Origin of the sequence: Sphingomonas sp. Leaf62, assembly GCF_001421915.1 — a bacterium.
Lineage (GTDB): Bacteria > Pseudomonadota > Alphaproteobacteria > Sphingomonadales > Sphingomonadaceae > Sphingomonas.
In genome coordinates this window covers 1,061-23,008 of record NZ_LMLN01000009.1, presented here as the reverse complement: position 1 = coordinate 23,008, position 21,948 = coordinate 1,061, and the positions used below count along the sequence as shown (strand labels likewise).

The following is a 21,948-nucleotide window of genomic DNA, read 5'->3' as shown; positions in this document are numbered from 1 at the left end:
GTTCGCCGCGATCATGCGTGAAGGGGCGCAACGCTACGAGATGGAGGGTCGCTGCCATGCGACAATCCGTGGAGCTGGGAGAATTTAATTCATGGCACGTATCGCGGGTGTTAATATCCCGACCAACAAGCGCGTAATCATCGCGCTGCAGTATATCCACGGCATCGGTCCGGCCAAGGCCAAGCAGCTGACCGATCAGCTCGGCATTGCGTCGGAACGCCGCGTGCAGGATCTGAGCGATCAGGAAGTGCTCCAGATCCGTGAGGCGATCGACGCCAGCCACACCGTGGAAGGCGATCTGCGTCGTCAGACCGCGATGAACATCAAGCGTCTGATGGATCTGGCCTGCTATCGTGGCCTGCGTCACCGTAAGGGCTTGCCGGTCCGCGGTCAGCGCACGCACACCAACGCGCGCACCCGCAAGGGCAAGGCGAAGCCGATCGCGGGTAAGAAGAAGTAAAAAACGGTCCGGGGGTCTGTTTTTAACTTCTTTTCCGTCGGGGACAGGTTCGAGGCTGACCGCCTCCCGATCTCCGTACCACGCACGATATACAGGTCAGGATTTCCAACAATGGCACGTGAACCGCAGCGCATTCGCCGTCGCGAGCGCAAGAATATCACCGCCGGCGTCGCGCATGTGAACGCCAGCTTCAACAACACCATGATCACGATCACCGACGCGCAGGGTAATGCGATCTCGTGGTCGTCGGCCGGCGCGATGGGCTTCAAGGGCTCGCGCAAGTCGACCCCGTACGCCGCGCAGGTCGCCGCCGAGGACGCCGGTCGCAAGGCCGCCGACCACGGCGTGCGCACGCTCGAAGTCGAAGTGAAGGGTCCGGGTTCGGGTCGTGAATCGGCGCTTCGCGCGCTGCAGGCGGTCGGTTTCCAGATCACGTCGATCCGCGACGTGACCTCGATCCCGCACAACGGCGTCCGTCCGTCGAAGCGTCGCCGCGTCTGATCCGTGCCTGCCGCCTCGCCGGGTTCGTCCGGCGGGGCCGTTCTTTCATGGCGCGGACCCGTCCTTTCCGCGCCGCCAAGCTAGGGGAAGCCCGTGTCCGTCAACGCTAAGAACTGGCAGGAACTCAAGAAGCCGAGCGGCCTCGAGAAGAAGCCGGGCGGCGATCCCAAGCGCCGTTCGACTTTTGTCGCGGAGCCGCTGGAGCGTGGGTTCGGCCTGACGCTCGGCAACGCGCTGCGTCGCGTGTTGCTGTCGTCGCTGCAGGGCGCCGCCGTAACCTCGATCAAGATCGAGAATGTCCTTCACGAATTCTCTAGCCTTGCCGGCGTCCGTGAGGACGTGACCGACATGGTGCTGAACGTGAAGCAGATCGCGCTGCGGATGCAGGGCGAAGGCCCGAAGCGCCTCCAGCTGTCCGTCACCGGCCCGGCCGAAGTGAAGGCTGGCGACATCGCCGTCACCGGCGATATCGAGGTGATGAACCCCGATCTGGTGCTGTGCCATCTCGACGATGGTGCGACGCTCAACATGGAACTGACCGCGGATGTCGGTAAGGGCTATGTGCCCGCCGCCGGCAACCGTCCGGCCGATGCGCCGATCGGTCTGATCCCGGTCGACGCGCTGTATTCGCCGGTCCGTCAGGTCAGCTACAAGGTCGAGAACACCCGCGTCGGGCAGGAACTCGATTACGACAAGCTGACGCTGACCGTCGAAACCGACGGCACCGTGACGCCGGAAGACGCGCTGGCCTATGCCGGTCGCATCCTTCAGGACCAGCTGGCGCTGTTCGTCCACTTCGACGACTCGGCACTGCCGCGCGCTGCCGCTGTCGGTACGCAGGTGGCAGCACCGGCGAGCGAAGGTCAGGGCGATACCGCGCAGATCAACCGCTACCTGCTCAAGAAGGTCGACGAGCTCGAACTGTCGGTTCGTTCGGCCAACTGCCTCAAGAACGACAACATCATCTATATCGGCGATCTGGTCCAGAAGACCGAAGCCGAGATGCTGCGCACCCCGAATTTCGGCCGCAAGTCGCTGAACGAAATCAAGGAAGTGCTGTCGTCGATGGGCCTTCGCCTCGGCATGGACATCCCCGGATGGCCGCCGGAGAACATCGAAGAGATGGCGAAGAAGCTCGAGCAGGAAATTATGGGCTGATTTTGCACCGGGGCAGGCGAGCCTGCCCCGGAGACAAAACCAGCCCGGCCGGCGGCCTTTCAGGCCGTCCGACGACACGGGCTTCGCCCGTGTCCGACGTGGCAAACGAATACGCGGCAAGTGTGACTTTCGTGACCTTTGCCGCGAACAGGCGAACCGGTGGCGGCCTCCAACAGCCACCTGCTCTGGGGATTCCGTGACACGGCCCCTTAACGAACGAAGGAAATATCCATGCGTCATCGCGTCGGCGGCCGTAAGCTGCAGCGTACCTCGGCCCATCGTATTGCGCTGTTCCGCAACATGTCGGCCGCGCTCATCAAGCATGAGCAGATCACCACCACCGTCGCCAAGGCGAAGGAACTGCGTCCCTACGTCGAAAAGCTGATCACGCTGGCGAAGAAGGGCGGCCTGTCGAACCGTCGTCTGGCCCATGCCCGGCTGCTCGACGATGCGCAGCTGACCAAGCTGTTTGACGTGCTGGCGACCCGCTATGCCGATCGCAACGGCGGCTATACCCGCATCATCAAGGCGGGCATCCGCGCGTCGGACGCTTCGCCGATGGCGATCATCGAATTCGTCGATCGCGACGTGTCGGCCAAGGGTCAGGATTCGGGCCCGGTCATGACTGACGAGGATTTCGACGAAGCCGCCTGATCGGCATTCGATCGACAGACAGGAAGGGCGGTCGTACTTCGGTACGCCCGCCCTTTTCCGTTGCGGCGGGTAACATTGTCTCGCGGGGTTGCGCACTTTGGCGCAGGGCCTATCGTGGTCGGTAACACCGGATACCGGTCCGGCCGCCTGCCCGTGGAGCAACGATGTACCGCCATGCCCTTGTCGCGATTGCCTGCCTGATGACCAGCACGACCGCCCTTGCCCAGGGCATTGCCTATCCGCAGACCCGCACCGTCGATCAGGTCGACGAACAGTTCGGGGTGAAGGTCGCCGACCCCTATCGCTGGCTGGAAAACGACGTCCGCAACGATCCCGAGGTCGCGGCATGGGTCGCGGCGGAGAACAAGGTCACCGACGCCTATCTGGCGACGCTGCCCGGCCGCGATATCTTCAAGCAGCGCCTGACCCGGTTGTTCGACTATGAACGCTTCGGCGTGCCGAACCGCGAGGGCGGTCGCTATTTCTACAGCCGCAATTCGGGGTTGCAGAACCAGTCGGTGCTGTACGTCCGCGACAGCGTGAACGGGCAGGGGCGGGTGCTGATCGACCCCAATGGCTGGTCGAAGGATGGCGCGACGGCGCTGGCCGAATGGGCCCCGTCGAAGGACGGCAAGCGGCTGCTCTATTCGATCCAGGACGGCGGCAGCGACTGGCGCAAGCTGCGCGTGCTCGACGTGGATACGGGCAAGACGCTCGACGACCAGATCGACTGGGTCAAATACGGCCTGACCGCGTCATGGGTGAAGGATGGATCTGGCTTTTATTATGCCCGCTTCCCGACCCCGGAAAAGGGGCAGGAGTTCCAGAGCCAGAACCTGAACGCGCAGGTCTATTTCCACAAGCTCGGCACACCGCAGACTGCTGACCGGCTGATCTATGAGCGGCCCGATCAGCCGCGCTATACCTTTTATCCCGGCATCACCGACGATGGCCGCTGGCTGATCATCTCGACCAGCGGCCCCGGCGACCATACCGAGATCGCGGTCCTCGACCTGACCAGGCCAAACGACACGCCGCGGACGATCGTCAACACCGACAATGTCGACTGGTCGACGATCGGGTCGAAGGACAGCACCCTGTACCTGACCACGACGCAGGGCGCGCCGCGCCTGCGCATCGTGACGCTCGACATGGCTGCTGCACATCCGGCACCGAAGGAAGTGGTCGCCGAGGACAAGGCTGTGCTGAACGGCGCGTCGCTGGTTGGCGGCCGGATCATGGCCGCCTATCTGGTCGATGCGAAGACCGAGGTGAAGCGCTTCACGCTCGACGGCAAACCCGATGGCAGCATCGCGCTGCCCGGCATCGGCACGGTCGGCGGCGTCGGTGGCGAACTCGACAACAACGAAGGCTTCTTCGCCTTTTCGAGCTTCGCGACACCGACGACGATCTATCGCTACGACGTCGCGACCCGCGCGGTGACGCCTTGGGCCAGCCCGAAGGTCGCGTTCGATCCTGCACAGTACGACGTCCGCCAGCGCTTCTACGCATCGAAGGACGGGACCAAGGTTCCGATGTTCATCGTAAGGCGCAAGGACGTGACGGGTCCGGCACCGACGCTGCTCTATGCCTATGGCGGGTTCAACGTGCCGATCCTGCCGGGCTTCTCCGCCGGGCGTATCGCATGGCTGGAACAGGGCGGCGTGCTCGCCGTCGCCAATATCCGCGGCGGCAGCGAATATGGCAAGGAATGGCATGACGGCGGCAAGCTGCTGAACAAGCAGAATGTCTTCGACGATTTCATCGGCGCGGGCGAAGACCTGATCGCGCAAGGGATCACGTCGAAGGGGCAGCTGGCGATCCAGGGCGGATCGAATGGCGGCCTGCTGGTCGGTGCCGTCGTCAACCAGCGGCCCGATCTGTTCGCGGCGGCGCTGCCGGCGGTCGGCGTGATGGACATGCTGCGCTTCGACCGCTTCACCGCCGGGCGCTACTGGGTCGACGATTACGGCGTGCCCGCCAAGGAAGCCGATTTCCGCAACCTGCTGGGCTATTCGCCCTATCACAATGTGAAGGCCGGCGTGACCTATCCGGCGATCCTCGCGACCACCGCCGACACCGACGACCGCGTGGTGCCCGGCCATACCTTCAAATACACCGCGATGATCCAGTCGAAGGACATCGGTCCGAAGCCGCATCTGGTGCGGATCGAGACCCGCGCCGGCCATGGTTCGGGCAAGCCGACCGACAAGGTGATCGAGGAAACCGCCGATCTGTGGGCGTTCATCGCCAAGTGGACCGGCATGCAGGTGAAGCCGATCGGGTAAGGTTCACGCGAAGGCGCGAAGGCGCAAAGAGAAGAAGAGTGGTTCGCGCGGAGGCGCGGAGACGCGGAGGGGTTGCGGTCGTGGAACCTCTCCGCCGCGCCAGCGGCCTTCAACTCATTGGCAGGGGGCGAAGGCGTCTACCGATCGCAGAACGATCGCCAGATCCGCAACCTCTCTGCGCCTCCGCGCCTCTGCGCGAAAACTCCCTTCTTCTTCTCTTCGCGTCTTCGCGCCTTCGTGTGAGCCCGAATTCTTCCTGACCACACCGACGACCCCCAAAGGGCTGGCACACCCCCGAAGCTCTGCTATCGGGTGCGGATGAACGAGACCCCCGACTCCATCCTGATCGTCGACTTCGGTAGCCAGGTGACGCAGCTGATCGCGCGTCGCGTGCGCGAGGCCGGCGTCTATTCCGAAATCGCTCCGTTCCAGAAGGCCGGGGAAGCGTTCGAACGGATGCAGCCGAAGGGCGTGATCCTGTCGGGCGGTCCCGCCTCGGTCTGCGACGACGGCAGCCCGCGCGCGCCGCAGGCGATCTTCGATTCCGGCGTGCCGGTGTTCGGCATCTGCTACGGCCAGCAGGTCATGACCGAGCAGTTGGGTGGCAAGGTCGAGAAGGGCCATTCGGGCGAGTTCGGTGAAGCCTATGTCGAAGTGGCCGAGACCTGCGGCCTGTTCGACGGCCTGTGGGCCACGGGTGAGCGGCATCAGGTGTGGATGAGCCATGGCGACAAGGTCGCGGCGATCGCGCCCGGCTTCCACGTCGTCGCGACCAGCCCCGGTGCGCCGTTCGCGATCATCGCCGACGACGCCCGGCGCTATTACGGCGTGCAGTTCCATCCGGAGGTGTTCCACACGCCCGATGGTGCCAAGCTCATCGCCAACTTCGCGCGCCACGTCTGCGGGCTGTCGGGCGACTGGACGATGGCAGAGTTCCGTGAGTTGAAGATCGCCGAAATCCGCGAACAGGTCGGTTCGGCCAAGGTCATCTGCGGCCTGTCGGGCGGCGTCGACAGCTCGGTCGCCGCGCTGCTGCTGCATGAGGCCATCGGCGACCAGTTGACCTGCGTGTTCGTCGACGGCGGGATCCTCCGCGCGGGCGAGGCCGAACAGGTCGTCAGCCTGTTCCGGGGCCATTACAACATCCCGCTGGTCCATGTGGATGCGCAGGACCTGTTCATGGACGGTCTGGCCGGCGTCACCGATCCGGAGGCCAAGCGCAAGTTCATCGGCAAGACGTTCATCGACGTGTTCGAGGCCGAAGCGAACAAGCTGGGCGGCGCGCAGTTCCTTGCCCAAGGCACGCTCTACCCCGACGTGATCGAAAGCGTCAGCTTTACCGGCGGCCCGTCGGTGACGATCAAGAGCCATCACAATGTCGGCGGTTTGCCCGAGCGCATGAACATGGCGCTGGTCGAGCCGTTGCGCGAACTGTTCAAGGACGAGGTCCGCGCGCTGGGTCGCGAACTGGGCCTGCCCGACATCTTCGTCGGCCGCCACCCGTTCCCCGGACCCGGCCTCGCCATCCGTATTCCGGGCGAAGTGACGCGTGAACGCTGCGACATTCTGCGCAAGGCCGATGCGATCTATCTCGAGGAGATCCGCAAGGCCGGGCTGTACGATACGATCTGGCAGGCGTTCGCGGTGCTGCTGCCGGTGCGCAGCGTCGGGGTGATGGGCGACGGCCGGACCTATGACAATGTGCTCGCCCTGCGCGCGGTGACCTCGACCGACGGCATGACCGCGCAGGCGTTCCAGTTCCCCGGCGACTTCCTGCCGCGCGTGGCAACCCGCATCATCAACGAGGTGAAGGGCGTCAACCGCGTCACCTACGACTATACCAGCAAGCCGCCGGGCACGATCGAGTGGGAATGATCCGGCACAAATCGTCCGGGGGACGATTTGTGCCGGATCATTCCCACTCGATAGCGGGGTGTCGGAGCTAGGCAAGGAGGTCAGGTCGGTCCTGAAACCCCTGCCGGCACCGCCTCCGGCTGCATGATGACGCTGTTCGCCGCCACGTCCTGCAACAGCCAGACATTGCCACCGATCACCGCCCGGTCACCGATCGTGACCCGGCCAAGGATCGTCGCTCCGGCATAGATCACGACATCGTCCCCCACGATCGGATGCCGTGCCACGCGCTGCGCGAACGGACCACTGCCGGAACGGGGTTGCGATTGATGCGGGGTTCGCGCGCCGAGCGTGACATGCTGGTACAGCCGCACCCGCGCGCCGATGACGGCGGTTTCGCCGATCACCACGCCGGTGCCATGATCGATGAAGAAGCCGGGACCGATCGTCGCACCGGGATGAATGTCGATGCCGGTACGTTCGTTGGCGATCTCCGACACGATCCGCGCGACGATCGGCACGCCGAGCGAGTCGAGTTCGTGCGCCAGCCGATGGTGCAGGATCGCCACCGCGCCGGGATAGCAGATCAGGATTTCATCGACGCTGCGTGCCGCCGGATCGCCGCGAAAGATCGCGGCGACGTCGGTGTCGATCAGCGCCCGCACGCGCGACAGCGTGCCGGCGAACAGCCGCAATATCTCCGCCGGCCGTTCGGGCGCGAAGTCGATCGCCGAAACATCCTGCCAATAGGCGAATTCGGCGCGGATCGCGTCGTCGAGCAACGCAAAGGCCGCGTCGAGTCGCTCGGCAACGAACCGGTCTTCCCCGGTCGCCTCGCCCGCAAAGCCACCGATCCGGCCGGGGAACAGGGCGTGCGACAGGAATTCGACGGCACGCGTCAGCGTGGTTCGCGATGGGAAGATCGCCGGTTGCTGCCGGCTCGGTTGCGCCCGCCGCCATGCCATGCGCGCGGTCGACAGGGCACGGGTGGCGTGGTCGATGATCTGGCGGCGGTCTTCGTCGGCCTGGGACATGCGGATCGCTTCGAAACAAAAAAGGTCGGGCGACTTGACGACGCCCGACCAAGGTTACGCTTAGGGAGCTACCAAAGCGTCGCGGACACCACGCCGAAGCGCGGCGAAACTCAAAGGCCGGTGGCGTTGCCGGTCGTGTTCAGCGTCGGATCGGCGACCGCCCCGTTCAGCGTCGGATCGACCGGGAGTGCGCTGTCGTTCGACAAGACGGCTTCGTTGCCGAACGCGGCATCATTCGCCAGCGGCTCGTCGACCGTCGTCAGGTTCGTTTCGATCGATGCGTTGGCGTCGATGCCATTGGCCGGTTCGTTGCCCGAACACCCGCCGAGCCCGACCAGCGCAATTGCCGCCAGCGGTGCGATGAATCTCGTCAAACCCGATCTCCTGTTCGTCGCCGCGGAGGCGGCCGTTGCACCGCTCATAGTAAGGAGCGAATACCAAGAAACCATAATCCTATTACTTTAGTAGGGTAATGTGCCGCTATCAATCGCCACGGTCAAACGCCGCAGGCCGCCCGCGCTGGAACCATCAATGTGCGATAAGAGTGCCTGTAAGGTGTGCGGGGTGGTGGAGCTGAGGGGAATCGAACCCCTGACCTCTGCAGTGCGATTGCAGCGCTCTCCCATCTGAGCTACAGCCCCGCCCCTCATCCGGCCATGCCGGGGCCGCTTCTGTAGCGGGCGGTTTTGGCGGATGCAACGGGTCTCGCGCGCTCGCCGCGACAAAATCCGACCGCCTGTTCGCATGGCCATCGATCGCTTGCGCGGTGCTCTTCGTCGCGGCCCATGATCCCGATTGGAACCAACCGCAGGGTCGGCGCTTGTTCGCATACGACATGGCAGCCCGTGCTGCTGCGCCGCGATAACATGAAACATCTGCAGGAGATTTCCATGGGTTATGATCGCTATCCGCGCAACGAAGACTCATCGTGGAACGACCGGTCGGGCGACGACGGACGCTGGCGCGACCGCGACGATCGTTCGCGCAGCAGCTATGGTGGTTCGCAGGGTTATGGCAGCGCACAGGGCTCGCGCGGCTATGGCGAGCAGAATTACGGCGGATCGTCGTCGCAGCGCGACGATCGCGACGGCGGGCGCGGCCGGGACTCTTACGGCAGTTCGTCGGGCAGCCGTCCCTCGGGTTCGGCCTATGGTGCCGACCGGAACCGTGGCTATGCCAGCCGCGACTTCGACCATAATGACCGCGGGTCCAGCAGCTATGGATCGCAGGGCGACCGCTATCAGGGCGGCTATGGCAATGACGACAACCGCTACGGTACCCGCAACCGCTATGGCGAACGGAACCGCGGCGACAACCGCTATGGCGCGGACCGCAACCAGGATCGCGATCGCAGCGATCGGGACTATGATGCCGAGGATCGCGGCTTCCTTGCACGGGCCGGCGACGAGGTCCGGTCGTGGTTCGGCGACGAAGACGCGGAACGTCGGCGCGAGCGCGACCAGCGCTATGACGAGCAGATGTCGCGCTATGACGACCGGCACAGCGACCATGCCTATCGCTCGTGGCGCGACACGCAGGTCAGCGCGTTCGACCGCGACTATGATGAATATCGTCAGGAAAATGCGACCCGCTTCCAGAACGAATTCACCGCGTTCCGGACCGAGCGTCAGACGCAGCGCGACAGCCTGACCCGCGTTACCGAGCATATGGAAGTGCTCGGCTCCGATGGCGAGCATGTCGGCGTCGTCGACAAGGTGCGCGGCGATCGCATCATCCTGACCAAGAGCGATGCCGCTGCCGGTGGCCATCATCATTCGATCCCGTCGCGCTGGGTCGAATCGATCGATGACAAGGTGAAGTTGCGCAAGACCGCCAGCGAAGCCAAGAAGGCGTGGCGCGACGAGGAAGAGCAGCAGGCGATGTTCGGCAGCCAGTCGTCGGCGCAGCGCGGCTATGGCAATGACCGCTTCGGCAACGACCGTAACACCGATACCAACCGTACGACCGGCCAATATGGCAGCGGATCGACCGCGACCACTGGTCAGGCGCTCGGTTCGGGCACGTCGACCACGGCCGGCACCGGCATCGGCGGCACGACCAATACCGGCACGACCGGCACCGGCACGTCCGCCACGTCGTCGAGCGACAGCGAGACGAACCTCAATCGCAGCTTCCCCGGAACCTATTGATCGGTTCGCAGCGGCTACAGGCGGAGGGGGTCGGGAAACCGGCCCCCTTTGCTTTAGGGGTGTCGCGCCTTACGTAGCGGAACGAAACTGATATGGAGCGTTGAGAATGGCGAAGGCTTGGCATCTGGTGCGACGGCCGAACGGAATGCCGGTGGCGGAGGATTTCGCATTGCGCGACCTGCCGGCGCGCGAGCTGGCGGACGGAGAGGTGCGCGTCGCCAATCGCTGGCTGTCGGTCGATCCCTATATGCGCGGGCGGATGAACGACGGGAAAAGCTATGTGCCGCCCTTCGCCTTGGATGCGCCCATGGAGGGTGGCGCGGTTGGCGAGGTGATCGAGAGCCGGGCGGCGGAGCTGCCGGTCGGTACGCAGGTTCAGCACATGGCGGGATGGCGGGACGAGGCGATCGTCGCGGCCAAGGGTGTGCAGAAGCTGCCCGACCTCGGCATTCCCGATCAGGCGTTTCTGGGCGCGCTCGGCATGCCCGGCATGACCGCATGGTTCGGGTTGCTGGCGGTTGCGGAGGCCAAAGCCGGCGACACGGTGTTCGTTTCGGCGGCGGCCGGTGCGGTCGGATCGACCGTCGTGCAGATCGCTAAAGCGAAAGGCATGACCGTCATCGGTTCGGCGGGCGGTACCGCGAAGACCGATTGGGTCCGCTCGCTGGGGGCGGACCATGTCATCGATTACAAGGGTGATTTGCCGCTGGTGAAGGCGCTGGGCGCTGCCGCACCGGACGGTATCGACGTCTATTTCGACAATGTCGGCGGCGATCATCTCGACGCGGCGCTGGCCCATGCCCGGCAGGGCGCGCGCTTCGCGATCTGTGGCATGATCGACGGCTATAATGCGTCGCATGCGACCAGCCTGCGCTATTTGATGCGGGTAATCGCCGCGCGTATCCGTGTGCAGGGCTTCATCGTCAGCGACTTCTTTGGGCGCATCGGCGAATTCCATCAGGGCATGGGCGAGCTCGTAGCGAGCGGCAAGTTCCAGCGCGAAGAGACGGTGGTCGACGGACTGGAGGCGACGCCCGACGCGTTCCTCGGCCTGTTCAGCGGCAAGAACAAGGGCAAGATGCTGGTAAAGCTATAAATTCCTCCCCGCTTTGCAGGGAGGATCTAGGGCCGATCGAAATTCAGTAAGGTTTCGACCACTCCCCTCCCTGACAAGGGAGGGGTCGGGGGGTGGGTTGGCCCGCGAGGGAGCGACCCGCCAGCCACAGACCAACCTACCCCCAGCTCCTCCCTTGTCAGGGAGGGATAAGTTCGCTGGCCTGACAGCTGAATATCGATCGGTCCTAGTGCAGCTTGGTGATCTTCAACCCGTCTTCCTTCGCGCGCTGCTTGATCGACTCCTCGCTGCGCGTCAGCGCCTTGGCGAGCGCCTTCAGCGCCATGCCCTTGCCGGCAAGCTGATGCAGCTTCTGGATTTCATCGGGTCGCCAAGGCTGGCGATGACGTTCGAATTTTTCGGCCATGGCGTTGCTCCTAAGAGTCCGTTGGAAAATGCGCTGTGGCACATTTNCTCCCGGCCACCCACACGATATCTTGACGGGTGGCCGGGAGGGGGGGGCGGGCCGGCACCGCCTGCAAAACTCGCTCTCTCGCGAGTTTTCAAACAGCCTCTAACAACCCCGTGCCAGCCGGACCAGCGCGGCGTCGAGCGATTGCAGGAAGCGTGATCGATCGGTCTTGCCGAATGGCGGCGGCCCGCCCAACTGCTCGCCGCCGGCACGCAGATCGGCCATGATCGCCCGCGTCGCGATCGCGCCGCCGATCGACGCGCCGGTGAACGGCTTGCCGTTGGGCGCGATGACCGTGGCGCCGGCCTTCAGACAGCGGTCGGCGAGCAGGATGTCGGCCGTTACCACCACGCAGTCCCTGCCGGCCGCCTCTGCGATCCAGTCGTCGGCGGCATCGAACCCGTCCGATACCACCACCCGTTCGACCCATGGCACCAACGGCACGCGCAACTGGCTGTTGCTGACGATCGCCACGCGTGCGCCGAGCCGCTCGGCGACGCGGTACACCTCGTCCTTGACCGGACAGGCATCGGCGTCGACCAGAATGCGGATCACGATTCGATCGGACCCGTCTCGATCACCTCGATCGCATCGCTCCGCCCGCCGAAATCGGCCGTTTCGCCGGCCATCAGCCCGGTGAGCGCGACGGCGAGCGGCGCGGTGAACGGGATGCGCCCCGCCGCCGGATCGGCTTCGTCGCTGCCGACCAGTTCGATCGTCTTGCGCTGCCCGTTCAATCGATAAGTCACCCGCGATCCGAACGCGACCTCGTCCTCGGGGATCGGCGCGATCTCGGCCGTCGAATGCCGCGTCCGCCAATAGCGCAAATCGCGCTTGATCGCCGTCGTCCGCTCGGCATCGCCATCGGCCCCGGCCAGTTCGGCCTCCAGCCGTTCGACCTGATTGGCCATCGCCTGCAGCCCGCGCCGCGTCACCAGATTGGGGCCGGGCGGCAACGGCAGTTCGAAGCGCGGCTCCTTATGTTCGTCGTCATCCTCCCGCCGGAACGCAACGCTCATCAGATCGCACCCGAAAAGGTGTCGCACTGCGCCGGGTCGCCGCTCTGCAGCCCACGCTGCAACCACTTCATCCGCTGCGCCGACGTGCCATGGGTGAAGGTCTCAGGGGATGCACTGTTGCCTTGCAGCGTGTCGTCGCCGATCGCCTGGGCAGCGCGCAGCCCTTCTTCGATATCACCCGGTTCTAGGCGGTTGCGGTTCCGTGCCGCCCAGACGCCGGCATAGCAATCGGCCTGCAACTCCAGCCGTACCGACTGGGCGTTGCCCTGCGCCTTCGGCAGCGTTTGCTGGGCACGGCTGACGGTCTCGGCTTGTCCGGTCAGGTTCTGGATATGATGGCCGACCTCATGCGCGATGACATAGGCCTGCGCGAAGTCGCCCGCCGCGCCGAACCGCTGCGACAACTCCCGGAAGAAGCTGGTGTCGAGGTATACGCCACGATCCGGCGGGCAATAGAAGGGACCCATCGCCGACTGCGCCGCGCCGCATCCCGACTGCGCGCCCTGCTGGTAGAAGCGCATCGTCGGCAGGGGGTATTGCTGCCCTTGTTCGCGGAAGATCGCCGTCCACGTCTGGTTGGTCGATTGCAGCACGCGGCAGGCGAACAGCTCTTCGGCGGTGTCGCACGGAACATTGCCCTGCTGCGAACCCTGTTGCGTCGTCGGGGCCTGCCCGCCGGTCAGCAGACCTCCACCGCCCGAGAACATCAGGAACGCGATGGCGACGACGGCTAGGATGCCGATCGTCCCGCAGCCCAGCCCGCGCCCCAGTAATAATGGCAGCAAGCCCAGCAAGTTGAAGCCGCCGCCACCGCCGCCACCACCCCGGCCGAGATCCTCTACGTTGCTGGCGGGATCGAGATCGTCGAGGCGCATGGGCGGCGGTCCGTTCGTTAAAGGTCCGTACTGAAATGCGCGAAACGGCAACTGCGTTGCAACCGGCGTGCACGAAATCGGTTGTAGGGGCGTTGCAACCGATTCGTATAACCCACAAAGTGTCACCAATGGCCGAAGCCGATCCCCGCCTGCGCCGACAATCCCCGCCCGGCCTGCCGCTCCCCGACTGCGTCGCGCTGGTGTTGCAGGGCGGTGGCGCGCTCGGCAGTTATCAAGCGGGGGTGATCGAACGGCTGGGTGAAACCGGGATCGAGGTCGACTGGGTCGCCGGGATTTCGATCGGTGCGATCAACGCCGCGATCTTTGCCGGAAACCCGCCCGAACACCGCGTCGCGCGCCTCCGCGATTTCTGGACGCAGGCGGCGGGCGTGCTGCCGTGGTTCCCGATCCTGCCCGACGACCGGGTGCGCGAATGGGTGCATGAATGGTCGGCGGGGGTGGTGCTCGCGACCGGCGTGCCCGGCTTCTTCGGTCCACGCGGGCTGCCTCCGCAATTCGCCGCGCCCGGTACCGCTGCCGCGCTCAGCTACTATGACACGACGCCGTTGCGCGAAACGCTCGACCGGCTGGTCGACTGGGATCGGGTCAATGACGGACCGGTGCGGCTGTCGGTCGGGGCGGTCGATATCGAAAGCGGCAACTTCGTCTATTTCGACAGCGCGCGCGAACGGCTGGATGCGCGACACGTCATGGCGTCGGGCGCGTTGCCGCCGGGTTTGCCGCCGGTCGAGATCGACGGGCGCTGGTATTGGGACGGCGGGCTGGTATCCAACACCCCGCTGACCCACATCCTCGACCATCAGCGCGATCCGATGCTGGTGTTTCAGGTCGATCTGTTTCCCGCCGAAGCGCTGCTGCCGCGCACGATCGGCGATGTCGTCGCCCGGGAAAAGGAAATCCGCTTTTCCAGCCGGACGCGACAGGTGACCGCCGACCGACTGCGCCTGCGGCAGGAACGCGAGCTGATCCGGCGCATGGTCGGCAAGCTGCCCGTCGAATTGCGTGACGATGCCGATGTCCGCGCGCTGGAGGCGATGGCCGACGAACACCCCTTGAGCCTCGTCCACCTCATCTACCGCGCCAATCACTGGGAGGGCGGGGCGCGCGACTTCGAATTTTCGGCACGCGCGATGGAGGAGCATTGGGCGGCGGGTCGGGCGGCGATCGCCGTCACGCTCGCCAATGCCCGCGTCGTCGCCGAAAACATCCTCGACGGTCGGACCGCCGCGTTCGACCTCACCCCGCATCTCCATCAACGCCAAGGATAATCTATGTTCCTGAAGGGCAAGACTGCGATCGTCACCGGCTCGACCTCCGGCATCGGCCTCGCCTATGCGAAGGCATTCGCCGCAGAGGGCGCGACCGTCGTCATCAACGGCTTCGGCCACGAGGAAAAGATCGAGGCCGAACGCGCCGCGCTGGCGCAGGCAAGCGGTGCCGAGGCGCGCTATGACAAGGCCGACATGACCAAGCCGGACCAGATTGCGGCAATGGTCGACAAGGCGGCGGCGGAGTTCGGATCGGTCGACATCGTCGTCAACAATGCCGGTATCCAGCATGTCGCGAAGATCGAAGAGTTTCCGATCGACAAATGGGATGCGATCCTCGCGATCAACCTGTCGTCGGCCTTCCACATGATCCGGGCCGCCGTACCGCATATGAAAAAGGGCGGATGGGGCCGGATCATCAACACCGCGTCGGCGCACAGCCTGGTCGCCAGTCCCAACAAGTCGGCCTATGTCACCGCCAAACACGGGCTGGCCGGGCTGACCAAGGCCGTCGCGCTGGAAGTCGCGACCTTCGGCATCACCGCCAACTGTATCTCGCCCGGCTATGTCTGGACCCCGCTGGTCGAACAACAAATTCCCGATACCATGGCCTCGCGCGGCCTGACTCGCGAACAGGTGATGAACGACGTGCTGCTGGCGGCGCAGCCGACCAAGGAGTTCGTCACGTCCGAACAGGTCGCAAGCCTCGCGCTCTATCTGTGCCGGGACGAGGCGAAGGCTATCACCGGTGCCAACCTGTCGATCGACGGCGGCTGGACCGCGGCATGATCGCAGCATGAAGCGGAGCGCGTGCATCGCCGGGCTGATGCTCGGCGTGTCGACCGGCGGTTGTGGCGGCGGGGCAGGGGCGGCATCGGCCGGCGCCACCCCGGCAGAGCGTCCCGCCGCCGGCGACGACTGGCGGCGCGTAGCGACGCCGGCCGATCGCGACCGGCTGCGGCGCTGGCGGGAGGCGTGGATGGCGGCCTTGCCCCGCGCCCGCGCGGCCGATCCGGCGGCGATCGCCGAACAAGGCGCGTTGTTTCAGCCCGATCTGGCGCTGACCGGCACTGCCCCGTCCGGACGCTATCGTTGCCGGGTGTTCAAACTGGGCGCGGCGGGCAGCGCGATGCGCGATTTCACCGCCTATCCGCCGTTCGACTGCCGCATCGCCGACGAAGGGCGGGTGCGGAGCTTCTACAAGGAAACCGGATCGCAGCGCCCGGTCGGGCTGTTGTTCGCCGATGGCGATCGGACGATCTTCCTCGGCACGCTGTTGCTCGGCAACGAACGGGCGGCGCTGCAATATGGGCAGGACCGGGATCGCGACATGGCGGGCGTGCTGGAACGCATCGGCGAGCGGCGCTGGCGGCTGGTGCTGCCCTATCCACGGTTCGAATCGCTGCTGGACGTGATCGAACTGGTGCCGGCGGACTGAACCTCCCGACGCCAGTCATTCGTCATTCCCGCCGGTGCGGGAATGACGATCACGACTGCACTACGCCGGCAGCGTCCGCCGAACCGTCTCGTAGCAATCGTCGATATGCGAGTTGCCGACCAGCTTCATCGCCCCGAAACTGATGCCCGCCGCCGCGATCTGTCCGGCGAACGGCACGAACCGCAACAACGACTTGCTGGCATAGCGCGCGCCGACCCGGCGGATCAGCATCGTCACTACCCGCCGGGTGATCGACCGGCCGATGACGCCGTTGCCCAGATTGGCGGCGATCAACAGTACCTGCTTTGCCCGATCGGGCTCGAGCGCCTGAACCTGCTTCTCGCTCAGCCCGAACCGGTTGCTGATGTCGGGCAGCAATTTCGTCAGGATATTGGCGTCGACGATCAGGTCCGCGCCGGGCACCGGCACCACCGAAGCGCCCGCCGATACCAGCGCGCGCTTGGTCACCAGCTTGCGCGCGTCGTCGCGGACGCGGTCGAGTTCGGCGATGGTCGTGATGTGCATGATGGCCCCGTGTCGTTTCGTTGCCGCATCAACGCCGTTCTTGCCAAGCGGCTCCCGATCTTTAAGTTTGCCGATATTCGATATTTAGGACGGAACTGTTGATGATCGTACGTCTCGGCGCGTTGCTCGCCACGACCGCTTTCGCGCTTCCGGCGGACGGAGCTGCCATGCCGCAAACCCCGACTGCCGCTGCCGCCATCGACGCCGCCCCGCTGACCGCGAAATGGGGCGGGCCGTATCAGGGGGTGCCGCCATGGGACAAGGTGACGCCGGCGATGTTCCCGGTCGCCTTCCCGGTGGCGATGGCCGAGATGCGCCGCGAGATCCACGCGATCCGGGACGACAAGCGCCCGGCGACGTTCAGGACGGTCATCGAACCGCTGCAACTGGCCGGCGAGATGATGGACCGCGTCGGGTCGATGTGGGGCGTCTACACCAGCAACCTTGCGACGAAGGAGGTGCAGGCGATCGACCGCGAATGGTCGCCCAAACTGTCGGCGTTCAACGACGAACTGTTCCTCGACCCGAAACTGTTCGCCCGGATCAAGGCGGCGTACGACAGTCGCGCCAAACAGAATCTGAACCCGCAGCAATTGCGCCTGCTGGAGCGGACCTATCGCAGCTTCGTCCGGCGCGGCAGCCTGCTGACCGATGCGCAGCGTCAGCAGGTCAGCGGCCTGAACCAGCAGCTGTCGGTCGCCTATAACGACTTCAGCCAGAAGGTACTTGCCGACGAGGAGACATGGATCGTCGTCGACGATGCAAAGCAGTTGGCGGGCCTGCCCGATAGCTTCGTCGCATCGCTGAAGGCGGCGGCCGACGAACGCGGCCTTGCCGGCAAATGGGCGATCGTGAACACGCGGTCGTCGGTCGCGCCGGTGCTGACCTATGCCACCGACCGGGCTTTGCGCGAAAAGGTCTGGCGTGCCTTCACCATGCGCGGCGACAATGGCGGGGCGAACGATACCAAGGCGACAATCGCCACGATCCTGAAGCTGCGGCAGGAGCGGGCGAAGCTGCTCGGCTTCCGCAACCACGCTTATCTCCGCATGGACGATACGATGGCGGGTACGCCTGCCAATGCGAAGGCGCTGATGATGCGCGTGTGGCCCGCCGCCGTCGCGCGCGTGCGGGAGGAAGTGGCGGACATGCAGGCGCTTGCCGTGAAGGACGGCGCGACCATCACGATCGCGCCATGGGATTATCGCTTCTATGCCGAAAAGGTGCGCAAGGCGAAGTACGACCTTGATGAAAGCGAGGTGAAGCCGTATCTGCAACTCGACAATATCCTTGCCGGTGCCTTTTATGCGGCGGGACGGCTCTACGACCTGAAATTCACCGAGAATACCGGGCAGATTCCGGTGTTCGAAAAGAATGTTCGGACCTTCGTCGTGACCGACGCGCGGACGGGCAAGAATATCGGTGTGTTCTATTTCGATGCGTTCGCGCGTTCGGGCAAGCGATCGGGGGCATGGGCGACCCGGTATCGCGGCCAGCAGAAGCTGGGCGGCAAAACCAACGTGCTGGCGTCGAACAACAATAATTTCGTGAAGGGCGCGGCGGGACAGCCGACGCTGATCAGCCTCGACGACGCGACGACGCTGTTCCACGAATTCGGCCATGCGATCCATTCGTTGTTGCAGGACGTGACCTATCCGGGTCTCGCCGGTACGCCGCGCGACTTCGTCGAATATCCCAGCCAGGTGAACGAAAACTGGTTGCTGACCCGCGACGTGCTCGACCTCTATGCCAAACATTACCAGACCGGCCAGCCGATGCCGCAGGCGCTGGTCGACAAGATCGAAAAGTCGTCGACCTTCAATCAGGGTTTCTCGACGGTCGAGTATCTGTCGTCGGCGATCGTCGACATGGCATTGCACGACCGTGAAACGCCGGTGACCGACCCGGCGGCGTTCGAGCGCGACACGCTGGCACAGATCGGGATGCCCAAGGAGATCGTGATGCGGCACCGCCTGCCGCAGTTCAATCACCTGTTCTCGTCCGACGCCTATTCGGCGGGCTATTATTCCTATCTGTGGTCGGAAACGATGGACGCCGACACCTGGGCCGCGTTCGAGGCGACGGGCAATGTCTGGGACAAGGCAACGGCGGATCGTTTCCGCAAGACGCTACTGTCGACCGGCAACGAAACCGACCGCAAGGAAGCGTATCGCGCCTTCCGCGGACGCGACCCGGACGTGACCGCACTGTTCAAACGCCGCGGCTTCCCGATCCAGTAAATTCCTCCCCGGCACGGGGAGGGGGACCAGCGAAGCTGGTGGAGGGGGGCGTCCGCATACGAACCCGCTGCGCATGCGGACACCCCCCCCTCCACCGTCCTGCGGAAGGTCCCCCTCCCGCATGAATGGGGAGGATTTTCGGTCGTCGCCTCACGCCATTTCGACGAAAGCGCCCACCGGACCCATCCTCCCTCTCGCCAAGCACGTTGAAATTATATAACAAGCGCTTGTAACGAGTCTGCGCGACCGAAACCGGCGACGTGGAAGCGACATGGAGAGTGCATGACCGGCGATAGCCGCACGAATCTGCCGCGCCTCGCGCTGCATGTGCCCGAACCCAAATTCCGTCCCGGCGACGCGGTCGACTTCGCCGACGTGGCCGTGCCCGCCGCCGGTGCGCAGCTGCGTCCCGACACGACCGCCGCGCCGGACAGCTTCCACGAACTGTCCTACACGCTGGTCCGGGTGCTGGATGCGCAGGGGCAGGCGGTCGGCCCGTGGAACCCGCGCCTCGACCCGGACGTGTTGCGCCGGATGCTGCGCCACATGGCGACGGTCCGCGCCTTTGACGAGCGCATGTTCCGCGCGCAGCGGCAGGGCAAGACCAGCTTCTATATGAAATGCACCGGCGAAGAGGCGATCGCCATCGCCGGCACGATGGCGCTCGACCGCGACGACATGACCTTTCCCAGCTATCGGCAACAGGGCATCCTCATCGCGCGCGATTACTCGATGGTCGAGATGATGAACCAGATCTACTCGAACCGCGGCGACAAGTTACAGGGCAAGCAGTTGCCGATCATGTATTCGTCGAAAAACTATGGCTTCTTCTCGATCTCGGGCAACCTGACGACGCAATATCCACAGGCGGTCGGCTGGGCGATGGCGTCGGCCTCGAAGGGCGATACCCGCATCGCGGCGACGTGGTGCGGGGAGGGGAGCACCGCCGAGGGCGACTTCCACTCCGCATTGACCTTCGCCACCGTCTATCGCGCGCCGGTGATCTTCAATGTCGTCAACAACCAGTGGGCGATCAGCAGCTTTTCGGGGTTCGCGGGGGCGGAGGCGACGACCTTTGCCGCGCGGGCGATCGGCTATGGCATCGCCGGCCTGCGGGTCGACGGCAATGACGCGCTGGCGGTCTATGCCGCGACGGCATGGGCGGCCGAGCGGGCACGGACCAATGCCGGTCCGACGCTGATCGAGCATTTCACCTATCGTGCCGAGGGCCATTCGACCTCCGATGACCCGTCGCAATATCGATCGGCGGGCGAACCGACGGCATGGCCGCTGGGCGATCCCGTCGCGCGGCTGAAGGGGCATCTGATCGCGATCGGCGAGTGGGACGACGAGCGTCACGCGGCAATGGATCGCGACGCCGCCGAACGCGTACGCGCTGCCCAGAAGGAAGCGGAAGCCAACGGCATTCTCGGCCACGGCCTGCACCAGCCGCTCGACACGCTGTTCGACGGCGTGTTCGAGGAAATGCCGTGGCACCTGCGCGAGCAGCAGGCGCAGATGATGGCCGAGGAGGAAGCCTCCGGCCGCCCCTGGGCGCGCAAGGAGGGCCACTGACATGGCGCGCATGAACATGATCCAGGCGATCAATTCCGCCATGGATGTCATGATGGATCGCGATCCGAACGTCATCGTGATGGGCGAGGATGTCGGCTATTTCGGCGGGGTGTTCCGCGCGACGGCGGGCCTGCAGAACAAATATGGCAAGACCCGCGTGTTCGACACGCCGATCACCGAATGCGGCATCATCGGCGTTGCGGTCGGCATGGGGGCCTATGGCCTGCGTCCGGTGCCCGAAATCCAGTTCGCCGATTACATTTATCCGGCGCTCGACCAGCTGGTCAGCGAGGCGGCCCGGCTGCGATATCGCTCGGCCGGCGATTTCATCGCGCCGATCACGGTCCGCTCGCCGTTCGGCGGCGGCATCTTCGGTGGACAGACCCACAGCCAGTCGCCCGAGGGCATCTTCACCCACGTATCGGGCATCAAGACGGTGATCCCGTCGACGCCCTATGATGCCAAGGGGCTGCTGATCGCCGCGATCGAGGACAACGACCCGGTCCTCTTCTTCGAACCCAAGCGCATCTATAACGGCCCGTTCGACGGCAATTGGGACAAGCCGGCGCAGAACTGGTCGAAACACCCGCAAGGTGAGGTACCCGAGGACTATTACCGGATCGAGCTGGGCAAGGCGAAGGTCGTGCGCGAAGGTGGCGACCTGACCATTCTCGCGTATGGCACCATGGTCCATGTCGCGCAGGCGACCGTGGAGGCAGCCGGGATCGACGCCGAAATCCTCGACCTGCGCACGCTGGTGCCGCTCGATATCGAGGCGATCGAGGCGTCGGTGAAGAAGACCGGCCGCTGCATGATCGTGCACGAGGCGACCCGGACGGGCGGCTTCGGTGCCGAACTGTCGGCGCTGGTGCAGGAACGCTGCTTCCACCATCTCGAAGCGCCGATCGAGCGCGTGACCGGCTTCGACACGCCGTATCCGCACAGCCTCGAATGGGCGTATTTCCCGGGGCCGGTCCGCATCGGACAGGCGCTCAAGAAAATCATGCAGGACTGACAAGCCATGGCACGTTTCTCCTTCCGCCTGCCCGATATCGGTGAAGGCATTTCCGAGGCCGAGATCGTCGCATGGCACGTCGCCGTCGGCGACCGTGTCGAGGAAGACGGCCGTCTCGCCGACATGATGACCGACAAGGCGACGGTCGAGATGGAAAGCCCGGTCGCGGGGACCGTGGTCGAACTGGCGGGCGAGCCGGGCGATCAGGTGGCGATCGGCGCGACGCTGGTCGTGATCGAGACGGCGGAGGAGGTCGTGCAGCCGGCCGAGCCCGAGCGGGTCGAAGCGGAAAATCCGGGCGTCGAGGAGGTCGCAATTCCTCCCAGGGACGGGGAGGGGGACCAGCT

21 protein-coding genes, 1 tRNA gene and 1 pseudogene are annotated in these 21,948 nt (G+C 65.0%); 15 read left to right on the top strand and 8 right to left on the bottom strand.

Annotation, left to right across the window (positions count from 1 at the left end; translation table 11 throughout):
* Nucleotides 1-91: 91 nt before the first annotated feature.
* The 6 genes from rpsM (at nt 92) to guaA (ending at nt 6,936) form a co-directional block, all read left to right on the top strand.
* Nucleotides 92-460 (top strand): 30S ribosomal protein S13, encoded by a 369-nt coding sequence (gene rpsM, locus ASE91_RS05865; RefSeq protein WP_055996068.1) that lies wholly within the window; start codon nt 92-94, stop codon nt 458-460.
* A gap of 111 nt (nt 461-571) precedes the next feature.
* Nucleotides 572-961 carry a 30S ribosomal protein S11 gene (rpsK, locus tag ASE91_RS05860; protein ID WP_055996065.1) on the top strand — a complete coding sequence of 130 codons (390 nt, stop codon included), beginning with the start codon at nt 572-574 and terminating at the stop codon, nt 959-961.
* Nucleotides 962-1,054: 93 nt separating this feature from the next.
* Nucleotides 1,055-2,119, top strand: a complete 1,065-nt coding sequence (locus ASE91_RS05855) for a DNA-directed RNA polymerase subunit alpha (RefSeq protein WP_055996062.1) — start codon at nt 1,055-1,057, stop codon at nt 2,117-2,119.
* Nucleotides 2,120-2,350: 231 nt separating this feature from the next.
* Nucleotides 2,351-2,773: a 50S ribosomal protein L17 gene (rplQ, locus tag ASE91_RS05850; protein ID WP_056623818.1), complete on the top strand. Its 423-nt coding sequence runs from the start codon at nt 2,351-2,353 to the stop codon at nt 2,771-2,773.
* A gap of 200 nt (nt 2,774-2,973) precedes the next feature.
* On the top strand, nt 2,974-5,061 hold the full coding sequence (locus ASE91_RS05845; RefSeq protein WP_235530350.1) for a prolyl oligopeptidase family serine peptidase: 2,088 nt from the start codon (nt 2,974-2,976) through the stop codon (nt 5,059-5,061).
* A 318-nt stretch (nt 5,062-5,379) separates the two neighbouring features.
* Nucleotides 5,380-6,936 carry a glutamine-hydrolyzing GMP synthase gene (gene guaA, locus ASE91_RS05840; RefSeq protein ID WP_056623811.1) on the top strand — a complete coding sequence of 519 codons (1,557 nt, stop codon included), beginning with the start codon at nt 5,380-5,382 and terminating at the stop codon, nt 6,934-6,936.
* Nucleotides 6,937-7,016: 80 nt separating this feature from the next.
* Here the strand turns inward: guaA and epsC are convergent, their stop codons facing one another.
* The 3 genes from epsC to ASE91_RS05825 form a co-directional block, all read right to left on the bottom strand.
* Entirely contained in the window at nt 7,017-7,949 is a 933-nt protein-coding gene (gene epsC / locus ASE91_RS05835) for a serine O-acetyltransferase EpsC (protein WP_056623808.1), read from the bottom strand.
* A 110-nt stretch (nt 7,950-8,059) separates the two neighbouring features.
* A complete protein-coding gene (locus ASE91_RS05830; RefSeq protein ID WP_056623805.1) occupies nt 8,060-8,323 on the bottom strand; it encodes a hypothetical protein in 264 nt (87 codons plus the stop codon).
* Nucleotides 8,324-8,514: 191 nt separating this feature from the next.
* Nucleotides 8,515-8,590 (bottom strand) — tRNA-Ala (locus tag ASE91_RS05825).
* Between the two features lie 249 nt (nt 8,591-8,839).
* Here ASE91_RS05825 and ASE91_RS05820 point away from each other — a divergent pair.
* Together ASE91_RS05820 and ASE91_RS05815 are read left to right on the top strand one after the other, a co-directional pair.
* A complete protein-coding gene (locus ASE91_RS05820) occupies nt 8,840-10,099 on the top strand; it encodes a DUF2171 domain-containing protein (RefSeq protein ID WP_235530349.1) in 1,260 nt (419 codons plus the stop codon).
* 106 nt (nt 10,100-10,205) lie between these two features.
* A complete protein-coding gene (locus ASE91_RS05815; protein WP_082449379.1) occupies nt 10,206-11,195 on the top strand; it encodes an NADP-dependent oxidoreductase in 990 nt (329 codons plus the stop codon).
* A gap of 205 nt (nt 11,196-11,400) precedes the next feature.
* On the opposite strand, the gene ASE91_RS05810 is transcribed toward ASE91_RS05815, so the two are convergent.
* From ASE91_RS05810 to ypfJ, 4 genes are all read right to left on the bottom strand, one after another.
* Nucleotides 11,401-11,580 carry a hypothetical protein gene (locus ASE91_RS05810; RefSeq protein ID WP_055996041.1) on the bottom strand — a complete coding sequence of 60 codons (180 nt, stop codon included), beginning with the start codon at nt 11,578-11,580 and terminating at the stop codon, nt 11,401-11,403.
* Between the two features lie 147 nt (nt 11,581-11,727).
* On the bottom strand, nt 11,728-12,177 hold the full coding sequence (locus ASE91_RS05805) for a YaiI/YqxD family protein (protein WP_055997226.1): 450 nt from the start codon (nt 12,175-12,177) through the stop codon (nt 11,728-11,730).
* Nucleotides 12,177-12,644: a GreA/GreB family elongation factor gene (locus ASE91_RS05800; protein WP_055996038.1), complete on the bottom strand. Its 468-nt coding sequence runs from the start codon at nt 12,642-12,644 to the stop codon at nt 12,177-12,179. Before ASE91_RS05800 ends, ASE91_RS05805 begins: the two co-directional genes overlap by 1 nt.
* Complete coding sequence (gene ypfJ / locus ASE91_RS05795; RefSeq protein WP_056623801.1) at nt 12,644-13,519, bottom strand: KPN_02809 family neutral zinc metallopeptidase; 876 nt, start codon at nt 13,517-13,519, stop codon at nt 12,644-12,646. Before ypfJ ends, ASE91_RS05800 begins: the two co-directional genes overlap by 1 nt.
* A gap of 128 nt (nt 13,520-13,647) precedes the next feature.
* Here ypfJ and ASE91_RS05790 point away from each other — a divergent pair, with 128 nt between their 5' ends.
* From ASE91_RS05790 to ASE91_RS05780, 3 genes are read left to right on the top strand one after another with little or no spacing between them, the layout of a single operon-like run.
* Complete coding sequence (locus tag ASE91_RS05790; protein WP_055996031.1) at nt 13,648-14,808, top strand: patatin-like phospholipase family protein; 1,161 nt, start codon at nt 13,648-13,650, stop codon at nt 14,806-14,808.
* A 3-nt stretch (nt 14,809-14,811) separates the two neighbouring features.
* Nucleotides 14,812-15,597, top strand: a complete 786-nt coding sequence (locus ASE91_RS05785; protein ID WP_056623796.1) for a 3-hydroxybutyrate dehydrogenase — start codon at nt 14,812-14,814, stop codon at nt 15,595-15,597.
* 7 nt (nt 15,598-15,604) lie between these two features.
* Nucleotides 15,605-16,246, top strand: coding sequence for a DUF4893 domain-containing protein (locus ASE91_RS05780; RefSeq protein ID WP_082453844.1), 642 nt, complete (start codon nt 15,605-15,607; stop codon nt 16,244-16,246).
* A 60-nt stretch (nt 16,247-16,306) separates the two neighbouring features.
* Here the strand turns inward: ASE91_RS05780 and ASE91_RS05775 are convergent, their stop codons facing one another.
* Nucleotides 16,307-16,771 (bottom strand): hypothetical protein, encoded by a 465-nt coding sequence (locus tag ASE91_RS05775; protein ID WP_056623793.1) that lies wholly within the window; start codon nt 16,769-16,771, stop codon nt 16,307-16,309.
* Nucleotides 16,772-16,872: 101 nt separating this feature from the next.
* Here ASE91_RS05775 and ASE91_RS05770 point away from each other — a divergent pair, with 101 nt between their 5' ends.
* From ASE91_RS05770 to ASE91_RS20505, 4 genes and pseudogenes are all read left to right on the top strand, one after another.
* Entirely contained in the window at nt 16,873-19,011 is a 2,139-nt protein-coding gene (locus tag ASE91_RS05770; protein WP_056623790.1) for a M3 family metallopeptidase, read from the top strand.
* A 282-nt stretch (nt 19,012-19,293) separates the two neighbouring features.
* On the top strand, nt 19,294-20,586 hold the full coding sequence (locus ASE91_RS05765; RefSeq protein WP_056623787.1) for a 3-methyl-2-oxobutanoate dehydrogenase (2-methylpropanoyl-transferring) subunit alpha: 1,293 nt from the start codon (nt 19,294-19,296) through the stop codon (nt 20,584-20,586).
* A gap of 10 nt (nt 20,587-20,596) precedes the next feature.
* The gene (locus ASE91_RS05760) at nt 20,597-21,601 is read left to right on the top strand and encodes an alpha-ketoacid dehydrogenase subunit beta (protein ID WP_055997223.1); all 1,005 of its coding nucleotides are present in this window, start codon (nt 20,597-20,599) and stop codon (nt 21,599-21,601) included.
* Nucleotides 21,602-21,607: 6 nt separating this feature from the next.
* Nucleotides 21,608-21,948: pseudogene (locus tag ASE91_RS20505) on the top strand (biotin/lipoyl-containing protein); the annotation flags it as partial.

Excerpts from the sequence above, each read along its gene's own strand:
- rpsM (WP_055996068.1), top strand. The coding sequence starts at position 92 with ATGGCACGTATCGCGGGTGTTAATATCCCGACCAACAAGCGCGTAATC.
- rpsK (WP_055996065.1), top strand. The coding sequence starts at position 572 with ATGGCACGTGAACCGCAGCGCATTCGCCGTCGCGAGCGCAAGAATATC.
- rplQ (WP_056623818.1), top strand. The coding sequence starts at position 2,351 with ATGCGTCATCGCGTCGGCGGCCGTAAGCTGCAGCGTACCTCGGCCCAT.
- ASE91_RS05845 (WP_235530350.1), top strand. The coding sequence starts at position 2,974 with ATGACCAGCACGACCGCCCTTGCCCAGGGCATTGCCTATCCGCAGACC.
- guaA (WP_056623811.1), top strand. The coding sequence starts at position 5,380 with ATGAACGAGACCCCCGACTCCATCCTGATCGTCGACTTCGGTAGCCAG.
- epsC (WP_056623808.1), bottom strand. The coding sequence starts at position 7,949 with ATGTCCCAGGCCGACGAAGACCGCCGCCAGATCATCGACCACGCCACC.
- ASE91_RS05820 (WP_235530349.1), top strand. The coding sequence starts at position 8,840 with ATGGGTTATGATCGCTATCCGCGCAACGAAGACTCATCGTGGAACGAC.
- ASE91_RS05815 (WP_082449379.1), top strand. The coding sequence starts at position 10,206 with ATGGCGAAGGCTTGGCATCTGGTGCGACGGCCGAACGGAATGCCGGTG.
- ASE91_RS05810 (WP_055996041.1), bottom strand. The coding sequence starts at position 11,580 with ATGGCCGAAAAATTCGAACGTCATCGCCAGCCTTGGCGACCCGATGAA.
- ASE91_RS05800 (WP_055996038.1), bottom strand. The coding sequence starts at position 12,644 with ATGAGCGTTGCGTTCCGGCGGGAGGATGACGACGAACATAAGGAGCCG.
- ypfJ (WP_056623801.1), bottom strand. The coding sequence starts at position 13,519 with ATGCGCCTCGACGATCTCGATCCCGCCAGCAACGTAGAGGATCTCGGC.
- ASE91_RS05790 (WP_055996031.1), top strand. The coding sequence starts at position 13,648 with ATGGCCGAAGCCGATCCCCGCCTGCGCCGACAATCCCCGCCCGGCCTG.
- ASE91_RS05785 (WP_056623796.1), top strand. The coding sequence starts at position 14,812 with ATGTTCCTGAAGGGCAAGACTGCGATCGTCACCGGCTCGACCTCCGGC.
- ASE91_RS05780 (WP_082453844.1), top strand. The coding sequence starts at position 15,605 with ATGAAGCGGAGCGCGTGCATCGCCGGGCTGATGCTCGGCGTGTCGACC.
- ASE91_RS05775 (WP_056623793.1), bottom strand. The coding sequence starts at position 16,771 with ATGCACATCACGACCATCGCCGAACTCGACCGCGTCCGCGACGACGCG.
- ASE91_RS05770 (WP_056623790.1), top strand. The coding sequence starts at position 16,873 with ATGATCGTACGTCTCGGCGCGTTGCTCGCCACGACCGCTTTCGCGCTT.
- ASE91_RS05765 (WP_056623787.1), top strand. The coding sequence starts at position 19,294 with ATGACCGGCGATAGCCGCACGAATCTGCCGCGCCTCGCGCTGCATGTG.
- ASE91_RS05760 (WP_055997223.1), top strand. The coding sequence starts at position 20,597 with ATGAACATGATCCAGGCGATCAATTCCGCCATGGATGTCATGATGGAT.